This is a genomic window from Paraflavitalea soli, from assembly GCF_003555545.1.
GTDB classification, from domain to species: Bacteria; Bacteroidota; Bacteroidia; order Chitinophagales; family Chitinophagaceae; genus Paraflavitalea; species Paraflavitalea soli.
Window position 1 is genome coordinate 7,225,378 of sequence record NZ_CP032157.1, and the last position, 20,586, is coordinate 7,245,963.

Sequence of the window (20,586 nt, forward strand, 5' to 3'; positions counted from 1 at the left end):
AATAAATGAATTAAGTTAATATGAACAGTGGCTGGGGGCCTAATAATTGAAGGAAGTATGTAATATCATACCGATTGCATAAGTGAAATCTACTATTCGTTCATGATTGTTCGAGGCAAATAATTGAATGTGTGCACTATTGACATAAGTCAATAGTGTAATGTGCTAAGTGGTACTCCCGACGGCATTAAAATCGTAGTCAAAAAAATTAATATGAACATCATGATTTCTTACGCAGGCTCAGGTAATTGGTGCCGGTAGCGGTAGTCATTTCTGCCCTTACATATTCTTTCGTGCTGTCTTTGAGCTTCCATTTGCCATTGAGCTTTTTGACCGGATCAGGAGCTGTAGGAAACTGAGAGGAGATGGAGATATCTGAAATATGTTCTTCCCAGGTGCCGCTGTATACTTGCGCACCGAGGGTGCCGGTTACGGTACGATCTTCATTAAATTGAAAGAGGTAATTGAGGAAGTCGCTGGTGACGTTGGTGGTGTCCTGGATGTATTGCTCCACATACCACTCGCCATTGGTGATGATGTCCATCGCGATCTTCTCCTTTTGCTTGTCAATAAACTTTTGACAGGAGCTGCCGGTTACCAGGCATACACAAATGAGCACTAAGGGTACTAGTGTTTTCATAGGGGATATTTATAACGGCTGTCAGTTGAAGGGTGGGTCGCCTTTCAAGGGCGGCTCACCCTGATCTAAAGGAGCTTGTCGAAGACGGCTTCGATAAACTCAGCCTGACACTTACCGCACCCTAAAATTTGTAAATATCCTTGTATTTGTCAAGCAGGTACCGTAAAAAGTGCTGAATATTGAGTACTTCCCCGCTTACCTGCGCACTCAGCTCTTCACTGGTGTACTGGCGGCCATATTGGTGTACGCCCTTGCGCAACCATTGCAGTAAAGCCGTAGTATCTCCCTTTTGTATCTGTGTATCAAGGCCTTTGATAGACTGGGTGGCTTTCTCATAAAACTGGGCGGCATAAAAACTGCCCAGGCTATAGGTGGGAAAGTAGCCAAAACTGCCATGGCTCCAGTGTACATCCTGCAGGCATCCCCGCTTGTCATCCGGCACTGTCACGCCCAGGTACTGCTGGTAATGCTCATTCCACCAAGCCGGAATATCATTGGTGGCCAGGGTATTTCCCAGCAATTGTTTTTCCAGTTCATACCGTATCATCACGTGGAAATGGTACGTTACTTCATCTGCCTCCGTGCGGATCAGGGAAGGCGCCACCTGGTTGATGCCATAATAGAAGGTCTCTGCCGTCACATCCTTTAATTGTTCCGGAAAGTATTGCTGCAATACGGGAAAGTAATGTTCGCAGAAAGCCCTGCTGCGGCCTACATGGTTTTCCCACAACCTGGATTGCGACTCATGAATGGTTAATGATGCTGCCTCTCCCAACGGAAGGCCGTAGGCTTCGTCGGGCAGCCCCTGTTCATACAATGCATGGCCTGTTTCATGAATACAGCTCCATACCATATTGCCCAGGTCATTTTCATCAATACGGGTGGTGACCCGTACATCCCGGCTGTTGAAATTGATGGTAAAAGGATGCTCCGATACATCCTGCCGGCCCGCTTCCAGGTCGTAGCCCAGGTCTTTCAATACCTGCATGCCAAAGGCCCACTGCTGCGCTTTTGGATAATGCCGGTGCAGGAATTCATTGCTTACCTGCGGGCGTGATTGTATGCTATTTAATATATCTTTTAATGGCTGCCTGATGGTATTGAAAACGCCATCCAGCAATTGTACCGTAGATCCTTTATCATAATCATTTAGTAAGGCATCATAAGGATGCTGCTGGTAGCCCAGCAGCTGCGCCTCCTGCTTTTTCAACGTGACCAGTTTAGAGAGGTCGCCGGCAAACACGCTAAAGTCATTTGCTTTCCTGGCTTCCAGCCAGCTGTGAAAGCTTTTATTGACCGTTTCCGTGAGTTCCCGTACAAAAGCCGGACTGAATTTCTTTTGTTTGGAATAATCTTCCCAGGTGAGGGATACATTTTTCTTTTCCTGCACCGACAGGTCATCGCGACCGCTTAATTCCTGCAACAGCGCGCCCAGTGTATCATCGGTGAAATATTGATGGGCTATTTCAGAAAGGGTGGCTATCTGCTGGCCGCGTATAGCAGCTCCCTTCGGGGGCAGGTAAGTTTCCTGGTCCCATTGTAATAAAGCGGAGGAATAACGGATGTCCGCTATCTTGCGCATCGTACTGTTATATTGCTGGTATAGTTTATCGGATGGAGTTTTAGTCATATGTGATTTTTTTTACCGCGCTAAAATCCGAAAATGTTAGGGGAAGGACAAATGTTAGTGCCTTTTAACAATTCATAGACAAAAATTTATGAATTTTAAGGCAATAAAGCCATTAATTTGTTAACAAGAAACTTGTACATGAAATACGCATCCATTTTATTTACCCTATGCATCGTATTCTTTGTTCCCCGGCTTGCCCACGCACAGCAAATTGATTCCATGATCAATGTGTATGGTGAGCGCTACCCCCAGGAGAAAGTGCATATCCATTTCGATAAAGCTTTATACAATCCGGGTGAGACCATCTGGTTCAAAGCCTACCTGTTTTCCGGCCTGCTGCCTTCACCCATCAGCAAGAACTTTTATACTGAACTAATTGATCCGGCTACCGGTAAAGTGCTGCAAAGGAAATTGACGCCCATCTTTGAAGCGTCTACGGCAGGCTATTTCGACCTGCCCCTCACCATGACCAATTCCTCGGTTATTTTCAGGGCCTACACCACCTGGATGCTGAATTTCGATACCGCATTTGTATACAGCAAAAATATCCGTATCGTCAACAAGAATACGGTGGCCGATAAGAAACCGGCCGACAATAAAACCGTGCTGAAGTTCTTCCCCGAGGGAGGGGATATGGTGGCCGAACTGTCTAACCCCATCGCTTTTAAAGCGGTGGATAGCTATGGTTTGCCGGTATACGTGAAAGGCGTCGTGAAGGATGCTAAGGGCAAGCAGGTAGCCGCGTTTAACAGCGTGCATGACGGCATGGGTAAGTTTGACCTCGAGCCGCAGGCCAATACAACCTACACCGCCGAATGGCAGGATGAAAAGGGGAAATCCTATAAGACAGACCTCCCTGTGGCCCGGCCCAATGGCGCTTTGCTGCAATTGATAGGTTCTGAAAAAATGCAATCATTTATCATCAAGCGTTCTACCAATGCTACGCCTGAGCTGCAGAAGCTCTATCTGGTAGGCAACATGTACCAACAGGTAGTCTATAAAGCGACCATCAATCTTTCCTCCAATTTCATGACCAGCGGCACTATTCCGCTCACTGAGCTGCCCAGCGGTATTCTGGAGATGACCCTGTTCAACAGCAACTGGCAGCCATTGGCAGAGCGTATTGTATTTATCAATAAAGAGGATTATGTGTTTGATGCTGCCATCAATGTGGGTACTAAAAACGTAAATAAGCGCGGCAAAAACCTGATCACGATCGAAGTACCCGACACCCTCCGGTCCAACCTGTCTGTGGCCATTACCGATGTAGCCATGGCCGATAAGGGGGAAGACAATATCATTTCCCGCCTCATGCTCACCGGTGATATAAAGGGAACCGTCAATGAGCCTTCTTACTATTTCAATGTGGTGGATGATTCCACACGGTATTACCTCGACCTGGTAATGATGACCAATGGCTGGCGCCGCTTTAAATGGCAGGACCTGGCTGCCGGCAAATTGCCCACTATTAAGTATCCCCGTGATAATTACCTGGCTTTGCAAGGTGAAGTGATGGGGGTGCCTCCCAGCCAGATACCAGCCGGTAGCAGCATCAATGCTTTTGTAGAAGGCAAAGATTCTTCCCGCCAGTTCTTTTCCCTGCCATTGGATGGACATGCCCGGTTCAGGGAAGGAGGATTGATCTTCTTTGACACGGTACGGGTGTATTACCAATTCAATAAGGATAAACGACTAACAGAACGGGCCGTAGTGAACTTTAACAACGGAACCTGGAAAGGGCAGAGTACCCTGCCGTTGGATTCGGCCTGGCGGATACCCGTACCGCTGGATACCAGCGCCCTCAACCGGAGCCGTTTCATTGCAGCAGAGGCCGAACGTATACGACCGGAGATCGCCCGGCAGATCAAGACGCTGGAAGCGGTAACCGTAAAGGCCAAAGTGCGTTCTGCCAAAGACCTGATGGACGATAAATACGCCCGTGGCCTCTTTGCCGGCGGCGATGCCATTTCCTTTGATATGGTCAATGATCCATTTGCCCAATCGGCCCAGAATATCTTCCAATACCTGCAGGGCCGCGTGGCGGGGTTGCAGATCAATATGAATGGCCCCAACGGGCCCTCCGTTTCCTGGCGCCAATCCAATACTTCTTTATTCCTCGATGAAATGCCGGTGGATGCCAACATGATCCAGAATATACCGGTTACAGATATCGCTTATGTAAAAGCGTTCCGTCCGCCATTCTTTGGTGCGTCGGGAGGTGGTTCCGGTGGCGCCATTGCCATCTATACCAGGAAAGGTAATGATGCTGCCAAGAACACTGCTTCCATTCCCGGTGGCATGGAAAAGAACCTCCTGGCGGGTTATGCCTCTTTAAAAGAATTTTATCAGCCGGATTACTCCAAAGAATCAGCGCTGCATGATGTGCCTGATGTACGTACTACCCTCTACTGGGCTCCTTACCTGCTCACAGATAAAGCAAACCGCAGGGTTACTGTCCAGTTTTACAACAATGATGTTACCAAACGCATCAAGATCATCATGGAAGGTATGAATGAAGAAGGCAGGCTTACACGGATAGAGAAACTGATCGAATAATAATTTGCCATCCTGAGCAATGTCACCCTGAGCTTGTCGAAGGGCTGTCGAAGGATTGACAGTAAGGAGCTTCAGCAAAATATTGATCCGCTATCGCTCATCCCGGTAGCGGATTTTTTTATTTCTTTAATACTGTAATGACCCTGCTGGGAGGGGTGGCCGGCTTTCCTGGCTCCATACTGTCGGGTGCGGTGCTTTTTTGTGTGGAATCTGTGACCGGCGGCAGTTTTCTGCTATACGAAAGTATAAAGGAGCTATACATCTTCATCATAGGGCCGCTTAACCGCAATTGATCATGCAGGGGGTCATTGATAATACCGCTTACCCGCATGGAATCATTCAGCCTGTTCACCGCAAAGCTGATCTGGTATGAAACATCCTGACCGGGCTTATTAACCTCTACATCATAAAACCAGGCGTGGTCATAATCGAGGTAAAAGGTAACAGACTTGTAATTTTTATCGAAAGAGACGGCGATCGTATCCAATGCGATCTCTTTGAGGGGAATGGAGTCCTGCTGGAACCAGGCGCTGTCGCGGTAGGTAATGTCTGTAGGATCATAGGCGGCAAAAACACGCAATTTGCTGCGAATGGAATCGGGCGTGTCATGAAGGGCAATCGTATCGTAAGGCGCCGCCACTTTGGGGCGGGTAGCTATATAATACATGGCGCCTCCGGCCAATACCATGATCAATAAAATCAGCCAGGTTGTGCGCATCTTGTCTGTTTTATAGTTCGGTGCTACAAATCTATACAATTTATGTGCCTGCCTGTTTTAAAACCTCCGGGTTTAATTTATCCATAGGGTGGTTAGGTTACTATTGAAGCATATGTCAACTTTATGGTCCCAAAAACATTCTTCACTTTAAAACACAATTAGTATGAAAAACAATCAGTTTTCTCCTATGACAGAAAAGGAAATGATGGAAGTGAATGGCGGTGGCCTGGTAGATACCCTCACTGGTCTGCTGGGTGGTCTTCCATTGGTAGGCCCCTTGCTTACGCCTGTTTTGAACACAGTTAAACAACTGCTGGCTTCACTGGGACTTAATCTGCCTGTATAAGGATGTCGGGAATATATAGTCAGTAAGGGCCGGAACGCACACCGGCCTTTTTTTATGCCCCCGGCCAACTATGTTTGGAATACGCATTGTATCTCAACAGGGTATAGGTCTTACCTCATTTCAGTAAGGGATAATTGTGCATATCTTTTTTGATACAGGTATGCATTCCTGGTAGCTGGAATCCGCTACATCTTCACTTAATCAATTCATTCAGATACTCCTCCTGCTGTGTAAGCCTCCTCCTGCTTACAACCTATGGCTATAATTTAACCACTGTGTGGTTAGGTAAAAAGGTGGATAAAAAGCAATTTTAACACATCAATACATTCTTCATTTTTAAAGCCATTTTTATGAGAAACTTTGATCAATTCGAAGCATTATCTGAAACAGAAGTAGCAGCCATCAATGGTGGTGGTTTGCTGGATGGTGTGACAGCCCTCCTTACTGGTGCTGGTAATGCACTTACAGGGGTAGGTGGTGTGACTGCCGGTGCAGGCAATGCGCTCACATCAATTGGTGCCGGTACAGGCGCTGCACTTGGCGTGATCGGTGCAGGTGTAGCTACTTTCCTCGCTAATCTGAAGCTGCCTGCTTTACCTACTGTGTAGGCGCTAGCGCACACTCCATCCAGGAGGACATCGTATTCCCGCACATCAGTTATACTGCAGGCGGTACGCCTGGTTAGGTACTGATGAAATAAAACGTATTCACTTGGACGGTGATGGCAGAAAGAATCGCGAAATCTTTTCTGAAGCCTTAAAAGGTCGGTTTCGTGCCGGCCTTTTTTTTACCTGTTACTTACAACCTGTACCTATAATTTAAACATACGGTGGTTAGGTAAATAAGCGGGTATAGGTCAACTTTATTGGCTAAAAGATTCCTTCACTATTAAAATACATTGTATGAACAACTTTGATCAATTTGAAGCATTAACAGCAACAGATGTAACAGATATCAATGGCGGTGGCCTGCTGGATTTCCTGGCGCCCGGCATCCTGGTAAATGATCCGCTCGGTCTCCTACGCAATATTGTCGATCCGCTGCTTACCGGCGCAGGCGCTAATCCGCTTGCCGGCAACCTGGGAGGGCTCATAAACAATCTGCTCAGCGCCCTGCGTCCGCTGCCTGGCTCTATTATACCTCAATAGGTCAGCCATTCCGCGATCAGATAAATAAGCGGGTATTGGTATTCCTCAACAGGTAAAATATTCTTTCTCAATAAAATAATTGTATGAACAACGTGGATCAATTCGAAGCATTAACAGAAGTGGAAGCCGTAGAAACCAATGGTGGTGGTTTGCTCGATCTTCTCTATCCCACTATCATCATCAACGATCCACTTGGTCTTGTGGGCACCCTGGTCGATCCGATTGTTACAGGTGCACTAAACGCAGGGCAAAGTATTATTAACGGGCTAACCAGTGCAATAAATAATCTGCTTGGTAGCCTGAAAGGTATTAAGCTCTAATATTCGTCTTGTGTAGTATCTGTTTTGTTGGTGACGCCTTTTGTTTGCAAAGCAAAGAAAAGGCGTCACCTCTTTATTTGCCGTTTCTTATTATGCATTGTAAAAATTTATGTATGAGCTCCTTTCCCGGGACGGTCTTAGTAGCTGCTTCTACGCCAGGCTGCCTTAGCGGGCTTGGGCATTTCTACCATATCCAGTAATTCGGAGGGTTTTATCTGTAATATCTGGCATACTTCATAGTACCGGTCAAGGGTAATGGGCGTTTTGCCATTCTCCAGCCGGCTATAGGCGTTTTGCGATATGTGCAGCATCACCGCCATATACTCCTGCGAGTATTCCCTGTTGCGTCGAAGGATCCTGATCTTGGTGGCGATCGATTCAGTAGTTGATATGGTTTGCGGTAACATAATTTCATCAGGTTTTTGGATTGGCCCTTTTTGCCGGTCCCGGCGGCCTTTGTTTTTCATGTAAGAATATATTTGGATCTGCCTCACCCATGTCCAGGAACTGCTACGCCATGGGTTTACAGCAGTTATACAGTGATCACACCCTGGTGTTGCTCCCACAACTGCGCATACATGGCTTTATTGGCCAGCAACTGTTCATGCGAACCCTCCTCGTGCAATTGTCCATTCTTCAGCACTACGATCTTGTCGGCCTTAATGATCGTGCTCAGCCGGTGCGCAATGATAATAATGGTCTTACCTGCCTTCCGCCAACGTTGCATCGTGTTTTGCACCAGTTGGTCGGCAATGGGATCAAGGGAAGAAGTGGCTTCATCCATGATCAGGATATCCGGCTGCCGGTATAAGGCACGGGCTATCGCCAGCCTTTGCCGCTGTCCGCCGGAAAGCGTGGCCCCATGTTCTCCCAGCCAGGTATTGAACCCGGCCGGCAACTGTTCTACAAATTCGATAATGCCCAGCTCCGTAGCAATATTGAGTACCTGCTGTATATCCGGCTCGAAATCGCCCACCGCAATATTTTCCAGCACCGTGCCGGCAAACAGGTCCACCTGTTGCGGTACCACACTTACGCGCTGACGTAAACTTTCCATATCCAGGTACTTGATGTCTTTGCCGCCAATGCTGATATGACCACTCCTTACCGGGTAAATGTTTTGCAATAAAGACATCAGGGTCGATTTGCCACTGCCGCTTTCTCCTACAATAGCTGTAATACAACCGGCTGGTATGGTAAGGCTGAATTGGCGAAACACTTCTGCCCGCGTGCCATAACGGAATCCCACTTCGTGGAAAACAATATCACCCGTGGCGCCCGGCGCCAGCTTCATCTTGTGCGTACTGTCTTCCTGCTCCAGGTCCATGATCTCAAACAAACGGTCGGCTGCTATCAGTGCATCCTGCATGCTTTTATTGGCGCCGATGATACCCATTGCCGGGCCGGTGAAATAACCGATCAGGGCATAAAAGGAGAGCAACTCACCGGCGCTCAGGCTGCGGTTCACCACCATGTAGGCACCCGCCCACAATAAGGCTACTACCAGCAGGCTGGTGGCGAAGCTGGCCACGTTACCTGCATAAATATTGAAGATGCTGGTCTTGTAGATCGTTTGCAGCAAACGGATGAACTTCGATTCCGTTTTCATATTGGCATGTTCCTCCAGCCCAAATCTTTTGATGGTGCTGATGGTATTCAGCGATTCTACCAGCTGACTGCCCAGCTCCGCATTGTTCTCCATCAGCGTGCGTTGCCATTTCTTGTTAAACCGGTTACTCGCCCAATACAATAAGATATAAATGGGAATGATGGTCAGCACCAGCAGGGCCAGCTTCCATTGGTATACAAACATGACCAGGAAGGAAAAGGCTACAATAAAAACATTGACCACCAGGCCGGTAGCCGTCTCATTGATGAATGATCTTATTTTCACCGCATCGGTAATGCGGGAAGTGATCTCGCCCACCCGCATCGTGTCGAAGAATTGCTGGGGCAGTTTCAACAAATGCTTATAATATCCCAATATCAACCGGGCGTCTATTTGCTGACCGGTCTTCAGGGCAAAAACACTCTTGAAACCGCCGATAAATAATTGCAGTACGAGGATGAGCAGCATCGTTACACCCATCATATTCAGTAAGCGGGTATTACCGCCGATCAATACATGGTCCACAATATTCTGTACATACAGCGAGGTGGCCAGGCCGAGGATGGTATAGATCGCGGCGCCGAAGATGATCTGTAAGGTCACTTCCTTGTGCGGTCGCAGCAATAGCCAGAAGCGCCGGAGATGTGATATTTTCTCATTGCCTGCTTTGAATGATTCGGCAGGCATCAGTAAAATGATCACCCCTGTCCAGATATCTTTAAAAGATTCGTGCGTATGCTGGTGTATTTCCCCGTCGAAGGGGTCCATTACCTGTATAAATTCCCTGGTCACCTTGTAGATCACTACATAATGACTCAGGCGCTTGTTGATCACCACATGGGCAATGGCCGGTACCGGCATATTGAACAGTGCTTCGAAACTGCCCTTTACCCCTTTGGCTTCAAAACCTATTTTTTGAGCTGCTTCAATGAGTCCCAGTACATTCGTGCCCTTGGTATCCGTGCCGGCATACTGGCGGATGGCAGCTATGGGCAGCTGCAGGTTGTAATAAGCCGCCACTGATTGCAGGCAGGCCGCTCCGCAATCTGTAATATCGTGCTGCTTTACTTTGATGTTTTTTTTCATGGTATTGGTGCAGGTGCCGGTTATGGTAAATGGAGGTATCTATTGGACATTACTGCCTTTTGAATGCGGGTTGATCCAACTGTCGGCCCGTTCATACAATAATTGCAACAATCCCCGGCGGGCCAGGATAAACCGGCACTGCATCGTCATACCTTTTTTAAGGTATCCTTTAACGCCATTGGATAGTTGCAGGTAATTTTTATCCAGTACACATTTTACTTTGAAGACCGGTGCATTATTGATCAGCGTAAAATCATTGTCTACCGATTGTACCTTGCCCGGCAGGATCCCCCAGGAGTTATAATTAAATGCATCTACCTGGCATTTGACCGCCATACCAGCATAGATATAGCCAATATCCTGGGGTGATACATATACTTCGGCTACCATACCCGAATCGGGAGAGATATAACCGATCAGCTCCCCATTCTGTACACTGCCGCCTGCATAGCGGCCACTGAACTGCTGTACCGTGCCGGCTACCGGCGCCCTGATCTCCAGCAGGTCTTTCTCCTTTTGCAATTGCTTTTTGCCGGCCTGCAATTGCCGCTTTTCCAGGCGCAGGCGTTCCAGGTCCTGCTGCCATTGGCTGTTTTGGGCTGCTATGGCTGCCTGGTACACAGCCCTGGATTGCTCGTAAGCATATTTCTTTTCGAGGAATTCTTTTTTGGCGATGATCTTGTCGTCGTACAGTTTGCTGTACATCTGGTAATCCGATTTCAGCTTGTCCAGTACTGAGCGTTTTTCGGCGAGATTGGCCTGGAAGCCCAGGTATTGCTGTTTGTAGAGATTGGAGTAGAGGCGGGCGGGGCCGGCGCCTTTGGCCAGCAGCGCCAGGTCGTGCATATGCGTTTCCCGCTGCGACAGTTCAAAGCCCGTCTGGTCCAGCTTATCATTGGTCACCTCCTGCTGCAGGCCCAGCAGCAGCTGTCCTTCTTTTACGTGTTCTCCTTCCTTCACGTATACCGTAGCAATATTGGCGCTGGTAAGGCTGCGCAATTCTGATTTTTCCGTCAGGGGCCGCACTATACCGGGCACATTGACCGATACATCTACCTTAATAAAAATAGCCGCGATAAGCGCTGCTACAACAGCACCTGTCACAAGGGTATAGATGATCTGGCTCCTGGGCTGCACTTTGGGCAGCCAGGAATAGGCAGAATCCTGCATCATTTCCGCCGGGAAGATCCTGGGCATGAAGTCACGATTTTGTTACACAAACAAATTCCAACAGGTCAATAAATGGGGTATCACACACAGGTTTAAAACTGAAAAGGAGTGAGGTTGTAGTTTCTGATCCTTGGTTGGGTGCCTTAACGTATACGAATCCATGTTTAACCCGGATTCTATATTATTCAAAAATAACATAACAAGACGATATGGCCCTATCTTAAACCTTTTACGCATATTTTAACCGCGTAGGTTTTAAATTAGCCGTCGATCGTCTATTTTAAAACCCCGGCTGCTACTTTAGCACTGCCATGTTTACTGTTTTATGCCGCAGAGCCAGGCCTTCCCTGGCTGTATCCAGGTTGCTTCATGGCCTCTTCCTCTTCTCTTCAAGGCTTCATCTACCTTGTATCTTAGGTTCATCCTAGGCTCATCTTAGGGTCATCCTAGGGTTTTTCCAGGGAAAATACCTCTTAATAAACCTAAGATGACCTGAAGATAAATAGAGCATGACACTATAATACAAGGAGGAAGAGAGTACCTAAAGGCCTGACTGAGACCAGCATCTTTTGAAATAGCGCTTCATTTTTCTGATCTTTAAGCGCTGCATTTGCCATTATCTTTGAAAAGTAAATGAATTCCATGCACATAGCCGCTATTATAGCCCACCTCGAATCCATAGCGCCTCCCTCCCTGCAGGAAAGCTATGACAATGCCGGCCTGCTTACGGGCGATGCCGCCTGGGAATGCACCGGCGTACTTTGCACCCTCGATACCACGGAAGCGGTGATCCTGGAAGCGGTGGCCCGGAAATGCAATATGGTGGTAGCCCATCATCCCATCATTTTTGGCGGGTTGAAGAAGATCAATGGAAAGAATTACGTGGAGAAAGCCGTTATAGCCGCCATTAAGCACGATATAGCCATCTATGCTATCCATACCAACCTCGACCATGTACTGGCCGGGGTAAACGGGAAAATGGCCGACAAGCTGGGCCTGGTAAAAAGGTCCGTCCTGGCGCCCAAAGCATCCACCCTGAAAAAGCTCTACACCTTTGTGCCCCTGGCACAGGCCGAACAGGTACGGTCCGCCCTCTTTACCGCGGGGGGAGGCCATATAGGCCAATACAGCGAATGCAGTTTTGGCGTGGAGGGAGAAGGTACTTTTAAGGGCGGAGAGGGCACCAATCCCTTTGTAGGACAGCCTGGTACCCGGCATGAGGAAAAAGAAGTGAAACTGGAAGTCATCTTCCCGGCCTGGCTGCAAACGGCCTTGGTGAAGGCCCTGATAGCCGTACACCCCTACGAGGAAGTGGCCTACGATGTGGTAGAACTGGCCAATACCCACCCGGGTATGGGATCGGGACTGCTGGGTGAACTGCCCGACCTGCTGGAAGGAAAAGACCTGCTGGCCCTGGTAAAAAAGGAATTCGGGCTTACCGTCATCCGTCATACGCCCTTACTGGACAAGCCGGTAAGGAAGGTAGCCCTTTGTGGGGGTGCTGGTAGCTTTCTGGTTTCCAAGGCTTTAGCTGCCGGAGCCGACTTTTTCATCACTGCCGATATGAAATACCATGAGTTTTTCGATGCCAACGACCGGATGGTAATTGCCGATATTGGCCATTTTGAGAGCGAGCAGTTTACTACCGCCCTGTTGATTACTGTTTTGCAGGAAAAATTCACTACCTTTGCCGTCCTAAAAAGCGAAGTGAAAACCAATCCGGTACGTTACTTCGTCTGATCTGGCCAAAGCAATTTGGGAACTTATCTGCAAATAAAAAAACCATAAAGCATATATGGCTAACGTAAAAGAGTATTCTGTTGAGGAGAAATTATCCTCATTGGTTTCCCTCCAAAAAATTGAATCTAAAATTGATGAGATCCAGGTTCTGAAAGGTGAGTTGCCGATGGAAGTGAGCGACCTGGAAGATGAAATACAGGGTTTGCATGCCCGTCAAACGCGTATTGAAGAAGAGATCAATGGTATCCAGGAATTCATCAATACCAAGAAGAACCTGATCAAGGATGCAGAAGCCCTGATCAAGAAATACGAAAAGCAAAGTGAGAATGTAAAGAACAGCCGTGAGTTTGAAGCGATCAACAAAGAGATCGAAATGCAGCAACTGGAAATGAAGCTGGCTGAAAAGCATATCCGCGATGCCAACGAAGAGATCGCTGAAAAAGTAGTGATCCTCGACAAGGCAAAGAAGAACATCGCTGCCAAAGAAGGTGTGTTGAACACCAAGAAAGGTGAACTGGAAAAGATCATCGCTTCTACTGAAAAGGAAGAAACACACTTCAATAAACTGTCTGCCGAAGCCCGTGAAAAGGTAGAAGAGCGTTTACTGAATTCATATGACCGCATCCGTAAGAACTACCGCAACGGTCTTTCTGTAGTGCCTGTAGAGCGTGATGCCTGTGGTGGTTGCTTCAATGCCATCCCTCCTCAGCGTCAGAGTGAGATCCGCCAGCGTAAGAAGATCATTGTTTGCGAAAACTGTGGTCGTATCCTGGTAGACCGCGACCTGTTTGACAGCGTGGAAGTAAAGTAGTCCAAAGTGTCTTGTAATATTGAAAAGGCGTTCTGCAATGAGCGCCTTTTTTTATTATGCCTATATTGCAGTATCTATGAACCACCGGCTGTATTGTCATATTCTCTTGTTACTGCTCATTCCGGTGCTGCCCGCTGTGGCGCAAAAGACCTTCGATTTCAATATTGCCTGCCGGCAGGCCTATAAAGAGATCATTCAATTGAAACTGGAAAATGGCCAGCGCTTATTGAATGCAGAAAAAGCCCGGCATCCCAACAACCTCATTCCTTATTTCCTGGAGAACTATATTGATTTCTTCACCCTCTTCTTCAATGAAGATCCGGCAGTATACAAAGCCAGCAGCAGTCACCTGGAAGATCGCCTGGACCGCATGAATGAAGGGCCGGAAGATTCACCCTGGTACCTCTACACCAAATCGGTATTGCATTTTCAGTGGGCGGCCATCCGCATTAAGTTTGGCGAGCGCTGGGATGCAGGGTGGGAGTTCCGCCGCTCTTACCTGCAGGCCAAGGACAACCTGAAAGCCTGGCCCTCTTTTTCACCAAACCTGTTGTATAATGGCGCCATGCAGATGGTAACGGCTACCATACCCGATGGCTACAAATGGCTGAGTAACCTGCTGGGCATGAAAGGCAATATGAAAGCGGGTATGGAACGGGTAACGAAATTCCTGAATGCCAAAGATGAATGGGCACAGCTGTTCCATGAAGAAGCGGTGTTTTATTATTGTTACCTGCAGTTCTACCTCAACAATGATAAGCAAGGGGTGGCTGCCTTTATCGGGCAGCAACAACTGGATGTAGTGAACAATCACCTGTTTACCTACCTGGCGGCCAACCTGAGCCTCAACAATCAACAGGCCGATAAAGCAAAGCAGGTACTGGAAGCCAGGAGCCAGGCAGCAGGTTACCTGGCAACACCCGTATGGGACCTGGAAATGGGATATGCCAAACTGCACCACCTGGAGCCGGATGCTCCTGTTTACTTTGAACAATTCCTCCGCAACTTCAAAGGAAAGTTCTATGTGAAAGATGTGTTGCTGAAACTAAGCTGGTCTTATTACCTGCAGAACGACCAGGCAAAGGCCAGCTGGTACCGGCAGGAAATTGGCAAAAGGGGCAATACCGATACCGATGCCGATAAGCTGGCGCAAAAAGAAACAAAAGCTACGCGCTGGCCCAATCGTTTGTTGCTGGAAGCCAGGTTGCTGAATGACGGCGGGTATCACCGGGAAGCATTGCGCCTGTTGCATGGTAAAACGACGGCCGATTTTCCACAGATCGAAGATCGCCTGGAATTTGCCTACCGGGTAGGCCGCCTGTACGATGACCTGGGGGCAGATGACGACGCGATCATTTTTTATAAAGACGCCATTGCCCTGGGCGAAGACCGCAAGGAATATTTTGCCGCCCGGGCGGCCCTTCATATCGGATTTATCTACGAAGAGCGCAAGGATAAGGCCACTGCCATCTCCTGGTTTGAAAAATGCATCAGCATGAAAGACCATGATTTTAAAAATTCCCTCGATCAGCGGGCAAAAGCCGGAATAGGAAGATGCAAGGAATAGGATCAATATTTAAAGGTGGGCCGCCCTGCCGTTCTGCAGAGCCGCGCTGCAAGGCGACTCACCTTTTTGATTACGAATGAGGAAAACATCTTTATAGAAATACTTCCGGATTAGCTAATTTGCCGAATCGTTGACTCCCTATGCTAAAGAAACTTTTTATTCAGAATTACGCAATTATTGACGAGATCGAGATCGACTTCTCGGCTAAGCTGAATATCATTACCGGTGAAACCGGTGCCGGTAAATCGATCCTCATGGGCGCCCTGTCCCTGATCCTGGGCGACCGGGCCGATTCTTCCGTCTTATTGGACCGCGCCAAAAAAAGCGTGGCTGAAGGAACCTTTGAAACCAACGGGCAAAAAGAAATAAAAGCCTTCCTGAAGGAGTATGACCTCGATACGGAAGATGAACTGGTCATCCGCCGTGAAATAGCTGCCAATGGTAAATCGAGGGCTTTTGTAAATGATACACCAGTCAACCTGGAACAATTGCGCCAGTTGAGTTCCCTCCTCGTCGACCTGCACCGTCAATTCGATACCCTCGACCTGGGCGCTTCAGATTTTCAGCGCGATGTGCTGGATGCCCTGGCTGGTCATGGTGCTTTGTTACAGCAGTACCGCAGTTTGTTCACCCAATGGCAACATGCACGTCATGAACTGGACAGCCTGCAACAACAGAAGAACCAATTCACCAAAGAATACGATTACAATAAATTCCAATACGACGAACTGGAAGAAGCAGCACTGAAAGAAAACGAGCTGGAAGAAACAGATACCACCCTCAAATTGCTGAGCAATTCGGAAGGTATTAAAAGCGCGCTTACCAAGGTTGCTTATGAATTGAATGAAGGCGAGCAACCGATGGTGCAGCAACTAAAGTCGCTGTGCAACCAGTTGCAGTCATTCACCGGCTACCATACCGATTTGCCCGTCCTTCTACAAAGACTGCTATCGGCCCAGATAGAATTGCAGGACATTGCCGATGAAGTGGAGCGCATCAATGACCATGTGCAGTATGACCCGCAGCGCATAGAGCAGCTGAATGACCGCATGGCTGTTGGTTACAAGCTCCTGAAAAAACATGGCGTGAAAACCACTGCCGAATTGCTGGCCATTAAAGCTACGCTGGAAGAAAAGCTGCAGGCAGTGTTGAATATAGATGAAGCTATACTCAACAAAGAAAAAGCCGTACAGCAATCTCTGCAGGAAGCGCAGGCGATCGCTAAGACTATTTCAGCCAACCGGGTGAAGCAAATAAAGCCTTTGCAGGATAAGGTCAATAAGCTGCTGGCACAGGTAGGTATGCCCAATGCCCGGCTGCAGGTAGATGCCCAGCAGGCTGATGTACTGCAGGTACATGGCATAGATGTGATCGAATTCCTGTTCGATGCCAATAAAAGCAATCGTTTTGAGCCCATCCGTAAAGTGGCTTCCGGTGGTGAATTAAGCCGGTTGATGTTGTGCATCAAATCGCTGGTAGCGCAATCCCTCGACCTGGGTACCCTGATCTTTGATGAAATTGATACCGGTATTTCCGGTGAGGCTGCCAAACAGGTGGGTATTATCATGAAAGACCTGGCCAAAAAACGCCAGTTGATCAGCATTACCCATCAGCCGCAGATAGCCGGCAAGGCCGATTACCACTTCTTTGTGTACAAACAGATCAAGGGAGATACGATCAAAACGAATATCAAATTACTCTCCCAGGAAGAGCGGATCACGGCCATCGCCAAGATGCTCAGTGGTGAGAAGCCTACAGCGGCTGCCCTGGAAAATGCCCGTGAAATGGTGATGAACTAATGTTTTTGCTCCCCAATATTTTTCTCAATCCCTTTCTCCTGGTAACCTGGGTATTACTGGGTGTATTGCCCGCTTATTACCTCAATAAATACTTATTGAAGCTGGTGCGGCCGAAAGAATCCGTGCTGCGATTTCTCGCTTACCTGATAATTGTGATAGCCTTCACACTATTATATACCAGTATAGTGATATTCGTGTTGTCAAAAACAGTCTTCAGCTACTAACCCGCTTATTGTTATGTTACCTATCCTCAAATTAATGTTGTTCCCGCTGTTGGGTGGTATCGTATTCCTGGCAGGTTTTAGGGCCTACCGCTATTTCAATGAAAAGATCATTAGCAGCCGGTCCTTACCAGCCTTGCTCCTGTATACCGGCTTGTTGATAGCTGTCAATATAAGCATTGTAGTAGTAGGAATATTAACGCTGGTAAAGGTATATGAGTGGTTGAGCTGAGTTTTAATTGTCAAATATTCCTATTTTTACGCCTCAACCATCATAAAAAACAATAAACTATAAGCCAGTTATGTCGTACAACCTGCTTAAAGGAAAGAAAGGGATCGTATTTGGGGCCTTAGATGAGAAATCCATTGCCTGGAGAACTGCACTGCGCTGCCATGAAGAAGGCGCTCAGCTGGTATTGACCAATGCACCGGTAGCCATGCGGATGGGAGAGATCAATAAACTGGCCGAAACAACCAAAGCGCCTGTGATCCCTGCCGATGTAACCAATATGGATGACCTGAAGAAGCTGTTTGAAGAAGCCATGAAGCATTTTGGTGGTGGTATTGATTTTATCTTACACTCCGTGGCCATGGGCATGAATGTGCGCAAGGGCAAGCATTATACAGAGATCGATTATAACTGGAACCAAAAAACACTGGATATATCTTCCATGTCCTTGCACCGCGTATTGCGCACTGCCTGGGATATGGATGCTTTGAATGAGCACGCCAGCGTGGTAGGTCTTACCTATATTGCTGCACAACGTGTGTTCCCCGACTACAATGAAATGGCCGATGCCAAAGCCCTGCTGGAAGCAGTAGCGCGCAACTTTGGTTATCATTATGGCATTCGTAAAAAAGTAAGGATTAATACCGTATCACAATCACCGGTAAAGACAACTGCTGGCAGTGGTGTAAAGGGCTTTGATGGATTCCTGACCTATGCCGAAAAGATGAGCCCGTTGGGTAATGCCAGTGCTGATGACTGCGCCAACTATTGTGTTACCCTGTTCAGCGATCTTACTAAGATGGTAACCATGCAGAATCTCTTCCATGATGGCGGATTCTCTTTCACGGGTGTAACACAAGCTGTGATCGATCAGATGGAGAAATAATTACGAGCTTATTATTAGCTAAAAGAGAATGGTGAGCCGCCCCCGAAGGGCGACCCACCATTCTCTTTTTTGTTGTATCGCATTAAAATTAAAAAGAGTGGGTATGTTAAATGCAAAGGGTTGGTATGTTAAATGCAAAGGATGGGCATGTTAAATGCAAAGGGTGGGTCGCCTTCTTAAGGCGGCTCACCCTTTGCATTTGTATTTTAGACAGAATAAAAAAGCGAACCGCTTAGGTCCGCTTTATCAATTAAGTAAGTAGGGTATTAATATTCGTCTTCGTTGAAGAAGAAGTCATCCTGACTGGGGTAATCGGGCCAGATGTCCTCAATACCCTCATAGATCTCTCCTTCATCTTCCAGTTCCTGGAGATTTTCTACCACTTCAATAGGTGCGCCACTACGGATAGCGTAGTCGATCAATTCGTCCTTGGTAGCAGGCCAGGGTGCGTCTTCAAGATATGATGCTAATTCTAGTGTCCAAAACATGGGATGCCCGTTTTAAAAATTTTATCAGGAAATTGCTTTGTACATCCTTTCAACAAAGCCGCAAAACCTAACAATTATTGTCGGGGGACTGTTGCATGGAACCCGGTTTTCTTATCCGGCAGGCAAAACGGTACCCGGCAATTTTTTCGCAAAAGTAACCTTCTTCGCGAAAAAACCAAATCAATCTTTGAAAAGCGGGGTCAACATTTTCTTAAAAAAAGTAACCTGCCGTCCGGCCGGGCCGGAAGCCAATGGTTTGTAGTATCTTGACCCTTTGTTTCACAATTCGCAATACATGTTAACGGCCACCAACATACATAAATATTACGACCAGCTTTGGGTACTGAAAGGAGTAGATCTGACCATCAAACAGGGGGAAATTGCCAGTATTGTTGGCCCTTCCGGTTCCGGAAAAAGTACTTTACTCCACATTTTAGGCACCCTGGACCAGCCCAGTAAGGGAGAGGTCATGATCAACGGCCAGAAAATCAACTTTTTTGCGGATAAGCAGGTGGCTGCTTTCCGGAATCATCATATTGGTTTTGTATTCCAATTCCATCATTTGCTGCCCGAATTTACCGCGGTAGAAAATGTCTGCATACCCGGCTGGATGGCCGGCCGCAAGAAAAAAGAGGTGGCCGAAAGGGCCGTACAGCTGCTGGAAATGCTGGGATTGGGAAGCCGGCTCGAAAATAAGCCCAATGCCTTATCGGGCGGCGAGCAGCAGCGGGTGGCTGTTGCCCGGGCCCTGATCAATAATCCCAAAATTGTATTTGCCGATGAGCCTACAGGCAACCTGGATTCGGCCAATGCCCGGGAGTTGCACCAGCTCTTTTTCGACCTGCGCAAACAGTTCAACCAAACTTTCCTGATCGTAACGCACAATGAGGAGCTGGCGCAAATGAGCGACAGGATCTTGCATATGAGAGACGGGAAAATGGTAATTTAAACTCTTGGCTTCCAGGGTATTTCCGGGGCTTGCAGCTGTTGGCCGGTGTAGCGGGCCAGCATAAACAGGTAATCGCTCAGGCGGTTGATATATTGAAGAATGATGGCTTCTACTTCCTGGCCTTCCAGTTCCAGTCTTACACAACAACGTTCGGCACGACGGCATACGCAACGCGCTATATGCAGCTGTGATACGGTGGGATGACCTCCGGGCAGAATAAAGTGCTTCATAGGAGGCAGTGCTTCCGTCATCCGGTCAATCTCTTTTTCCAGGAAATGAATATCAGTATCCTTCAGATCGGGGATACGCATTTTGGGCTCTTTGATGGGATCGCAGGCCAGGGCGCTGCCAATAGTGAAGAGGCGGTCCTGTACTTCCTGCAGCACGGCACGGCTGGTATCGTCCATTATGAGGTCGCGGCAAAGACCGATATAGGAGTTCAACTCATCCACGGTGCCATAAGCTTCTATGCGCAGGTGCGATTTGGGAACCTTGGTGCCGCCGATGAGGGAAGTATTGCCTTTATCACCGGTTTTAGTATAGATCTTAAAGGCCATGCTGTTTCGTGTTTTGAGTTTCGTGTTTAGCGTTGCTCCGCGAATTGGAATTGTTGAGACAAATGTAAGCGGTTAAGGTTTACAGATTTATTCAGCCTGTTACACCTGAGAACCCG

Annotated in this window: 21 protein-coding genes; 13 read left to right on the forward strand and 8 right to left on the reverse strand. The window is 47.7% G+C overall.

The window, feature by feature from the left end:
- Positions 1 to 220: 220 nt before the first annotated feature.
- Both D3H65_RS27790 and D3H65_RS27795 read right to left on the reverse strand, forming a co-directional pair.
- Positions 221 to 640, reverse strand: a complete 420-nt coding sequence (locus tag D3H65_RS27790) for a hypothetical protein (RefSeq protein ID WP_119053429.1) — start codon at positions 638 to 640, stop codon at positions 221 to 223.
- A gap of 121 nt (positions 641 to 761) precedes the next feature.
- The gene (locus tag D3H65_RS27795) at positions 762 to 2,270 is read right to left on the reverse strand and encodes a carboxypeptidase M32 (protein ID WP_119053430.1); all 1,509 of its coding nucleotides are present in this window, start codon (positions 2,268 to 2,270) and stop codon (positions 762 to 764) included.
- Positions 2,271 to 2,408: 138 nt separating this feature from the next.
- Here D3H65_RS27795 and D3H65_RS27800 point away from each other — a divergent pair, with 138 nt between their 5' ends.
- Positions 2,409 to 4,826, forward strand: a complete 2,418-nt coding sequence (locus tag D3H65_RS27800; RefSeq protein WP_119053431.1) for a hypothetical protein — start codon at positions 2,409 to 2,411, stop codon at positions 4,824 to 4,826.
- Between the two features lie 118 nt (positions 4,827 to 4,944).
- Here the strand turns inward: D3H65_RS27800 and D3H65_RS27805 are convergent, their stop codons facing one another.
- Positions 4,945 to 5,544 (reverse strand): hypothetical protein, encoded by a 600-nt coding sequence (locus D3H65_RS27805; RefSeq protein WP_119053432.1) that lies wholly within the window; start codon positions 5,542 to 5,544, stop codon positions 4,945 to 4,947.
- A 163-nt stretch (positions 5,545 to 5,707) separates the two neighbouring features.
- Here D3H65_RS27805 and D3H65_RS27810 point away from each other — a divergent pair, with 163 nt between their 5' ends.
- The 4 genes from D3H65_RS27810 (at position 5,708) to D3H65_RS27825 (ending at position 7,358) form a co-directional block, all read left to right on the forward strand.
- Positions 5,708 to 5,890, forward strand: a complete 183-nt coding sequence (locus D3H65_RS27810; protein ID WP_119053433.1) for a bacteriocin — start codon at positions 5,708 to 5,710, stop codon at positions 5,888 to 5,890.
- A gap of 350 nt (positions 5,891 to 6,240) precedes the next feature.
- Complete coding sequence (locus D3H65_RS27815; protein ID WP_119053434.1) at positions 6,241 to 6,498, forward strand: hypothetical protein; 258 nt, start codon at positions 6,241 to 6,243, stop codon at positions 6,496 to 6,498.
- Between the two features lie 294 nt (positions 6,499 to 6,792).
- A complete protein-coding gene (locus D3H65_RS27820; RefSeq protein ID WP_119053435.1) occupies positions 6,793 to 7,038 on the forward strand; it encodes a hypothetical protein in 246 nt (81 codons plus the stop codon).
- An 83-nt stretch (positions 7,039 to 7,121) separates the two neighbouring features.
- On the forward strand, positions 7,122 to 7,358 hold the full coding sequence (locus D3H65_RS27825) for a hypothetical protein (protein ID WP_119053436.1): 237 nt from the start codon (positions 7,122 to 7,124) through the stop codon (positions 7,356 to 7,358).
- A 137-nt stretch (positions 7,359 to 7,495) separates the two neighbouring features.
- On the opposite strand, the gene D3H65_RS27830 is transcribed toward D3H65_RS27825, so the two are convergent.
- From D3H65_RS27830 to D3H65_RS27840, 3 genes are all read right to left on the reverse strand, one after another.
- Positions 7,496 to 7,825 (reverse strand): helix-turn-helix domain-containing protein, encoded by a 330-nt coding sequence (locus D3H65_RS27830; RefSeq protein WP_211345563.1) that lies wholly within the window; start codon positions 7,823 to 7,825, stop codon positions 7,496 to 7,498.
- Between the two features lie 65 nt (positions 7,826 to 7,890).
- Complete coding sequence (locus tag D3H65_RS27835) at positions 7,891 to 10,053, reverse strand: peptidase domain-containing ABC transporter (protein ID WP_119053437.1); 2,163 nt, start codon at positions 10,051 to 10,053, stop codon at positions 7,891 to 7,893.
- A 39-nt stretch (positions 10,054 to 10,092) separates the two neighbouring features.
- Positions 10,093 to 11,250 carry an HlyD family secretion protein gene (locus D3H65_RS27840; protein ID WP_119053438.1) on the reverse strand — a complete coding sequence of 386 codons (1,158 nt, stop codon included), beginning with the start codon at positions 11,248 to 11,250 and terminating at the stop codon, positions 10,093 to 10,095.
- A gap of 615 nt (positions 11,251 to 11,865) precedes the next feature.
- Between D3H65_RS27840 and D3H65_RS27845 the strand changes: the two genes are divergently transcribed.
- The 7 genes from D3H65_RS27845 to D3H65_RS27875 all read left to right on the forward strand — a co-directional run bounded on the left by D3H65_RS27845 (position 11,866) and on the right by D3H65_RS27875 (position 18,476).
- Complete coding sequence (locus tag D3H65_RS27845; protein ID WP_119054685.1) at positions 11,866 to 12,963, forward strand: Nif3-like dinuclear metal center hexameric protein; 1,098 nt, start codon at positions 11,866 to 11,868, stop codon at positions 12,961 to 12,963.
- Positions 12,964 to 13,018: 55 nt separating this feature from the next.
- The gene (locus tag D3H65_RS27850; protein ID WP_119053439.1) at positions 13,019 to 13,774 is read left to right on the forward strand and encodes a zinc ribbon domain-containing protein; all 756 of its coding nucleotides are present in this window, start codon (positions 13,019 to 13,021) and stop codon (positions 13,772 to 13,774) included.
- Positions 13,775 to 13,811: 37 nt separating this feature from the next.
- The gene (locus tag D3H65_RS27855) at positions 13,812 to 15,341 is read left to right on the forward strand and encodes a hypothetical protein (RefSeq protein WP_245999606.1); all 1,530 of its coding nucleotides are present in this window, start codon (positions 13,812 to 13,814) and stop codon (positions 15,339 to 15,341) included.
- A gap of 140 nt (positions 15,342 to 15,481) precedes the next feature.
- A complete protein-coding gene (gene recN, locus D3H65_RS27860) occupies positions 15,482 to 17,140 on the forward strand; it encodes a DNA repair protein RecN (RefSeq protein ID WP_119053440.1) in 1,659 nt (552 codons plus the stop codon).
- Positions 17,140 to 17,364: a hypothetical protein gene (locus D3H65_RS27865; protein ID WP_119053441.1), complete on the forward strand. Its 225-nt coding sequence runs from the start codon at positions 17,140 to 17,142 to the stop codon at positions 17,362 to 17,364. Before recN ends, D3H65_RS27865 begins: the two co-directional genes overlap by 1 nt.
- Before the next feature lie 13 nt (positions 17,365 to 17,377).
- A complete protein-coding gene (locus tag D3H65_RS27870; protein ID WP_119053442.1) occupies positions 17,378 to 17,593 on the forward strand; it encodes a hypothetical protein in 216 nt (71 codons plus the stop codon).
- Between the two features lie 70 nt (positions 17,594 to 17,663).
- A complete protein-coding gene (locus D3H65_RS27875; protein WP_119053443.1) occupies positions 17,664 to 18,476 on the forward strand; it encodes an enoyl-ACP reductase FabI in 813 nt (270 codons plus the stop codon).
- A 266-nt stretch (positions 18,477 to 18,742) separates the two neighbouring features.
- Here the strand turns inward: D3H65_RS27875 and D3H65_RS27880 are convergent, their stop codons facing one another.
- Complete coding sequence (locus D3H65_RS27880; RefSeq protein ID WP_014221625.1) at positions 18,743 to 18,964, reverse strand: DUF2795 domain-containing protein; 222 nt, start codon at positions 18,962 to 18,964, stop codon at positions 18,743 to 18,745.
- Positions 18,965 to 19,259: 295 nt separating this feature from the next.
- Here D3H65_RS27880 and D3H65_RS27885 point away from each other — a divergent pair, with 295 nt between their 5' ends.
- On the forward strand, positions 19,260 to 19,913 hold the full coding sequence (locus D3H65_RS27885; protein ID WP_119053444.1) for an ABC transporter ATP-binding protein: 654 nt from the start codon (positions 19,260 to 19,262) through the stop codon (positions 19,911 to 19,913).
- On the opposite strand, the gene D3H65_RS27890 is transcribed toward D3H65_RS27885, so the two are convergent.
- Positions 19,910 to 20,470: a cob(I)yrinic acid a,c-diamide adenosyltransferase gene (locus tag D3H65_RS27890; RefSeq protein WP_119053445.1), complete on the reverse strand. Its 561-nt coding sequence runs from the start codon at positions 20,468 to 20,470 to the stop codon at positions 19,910 to 19,912. The genes D3H65_RS27885 and D3H65_RS27890 overlap by 4 nt on opposite strands.
- Positions 20,471 to 20,586: the final 116 nt, after the last annotated feature.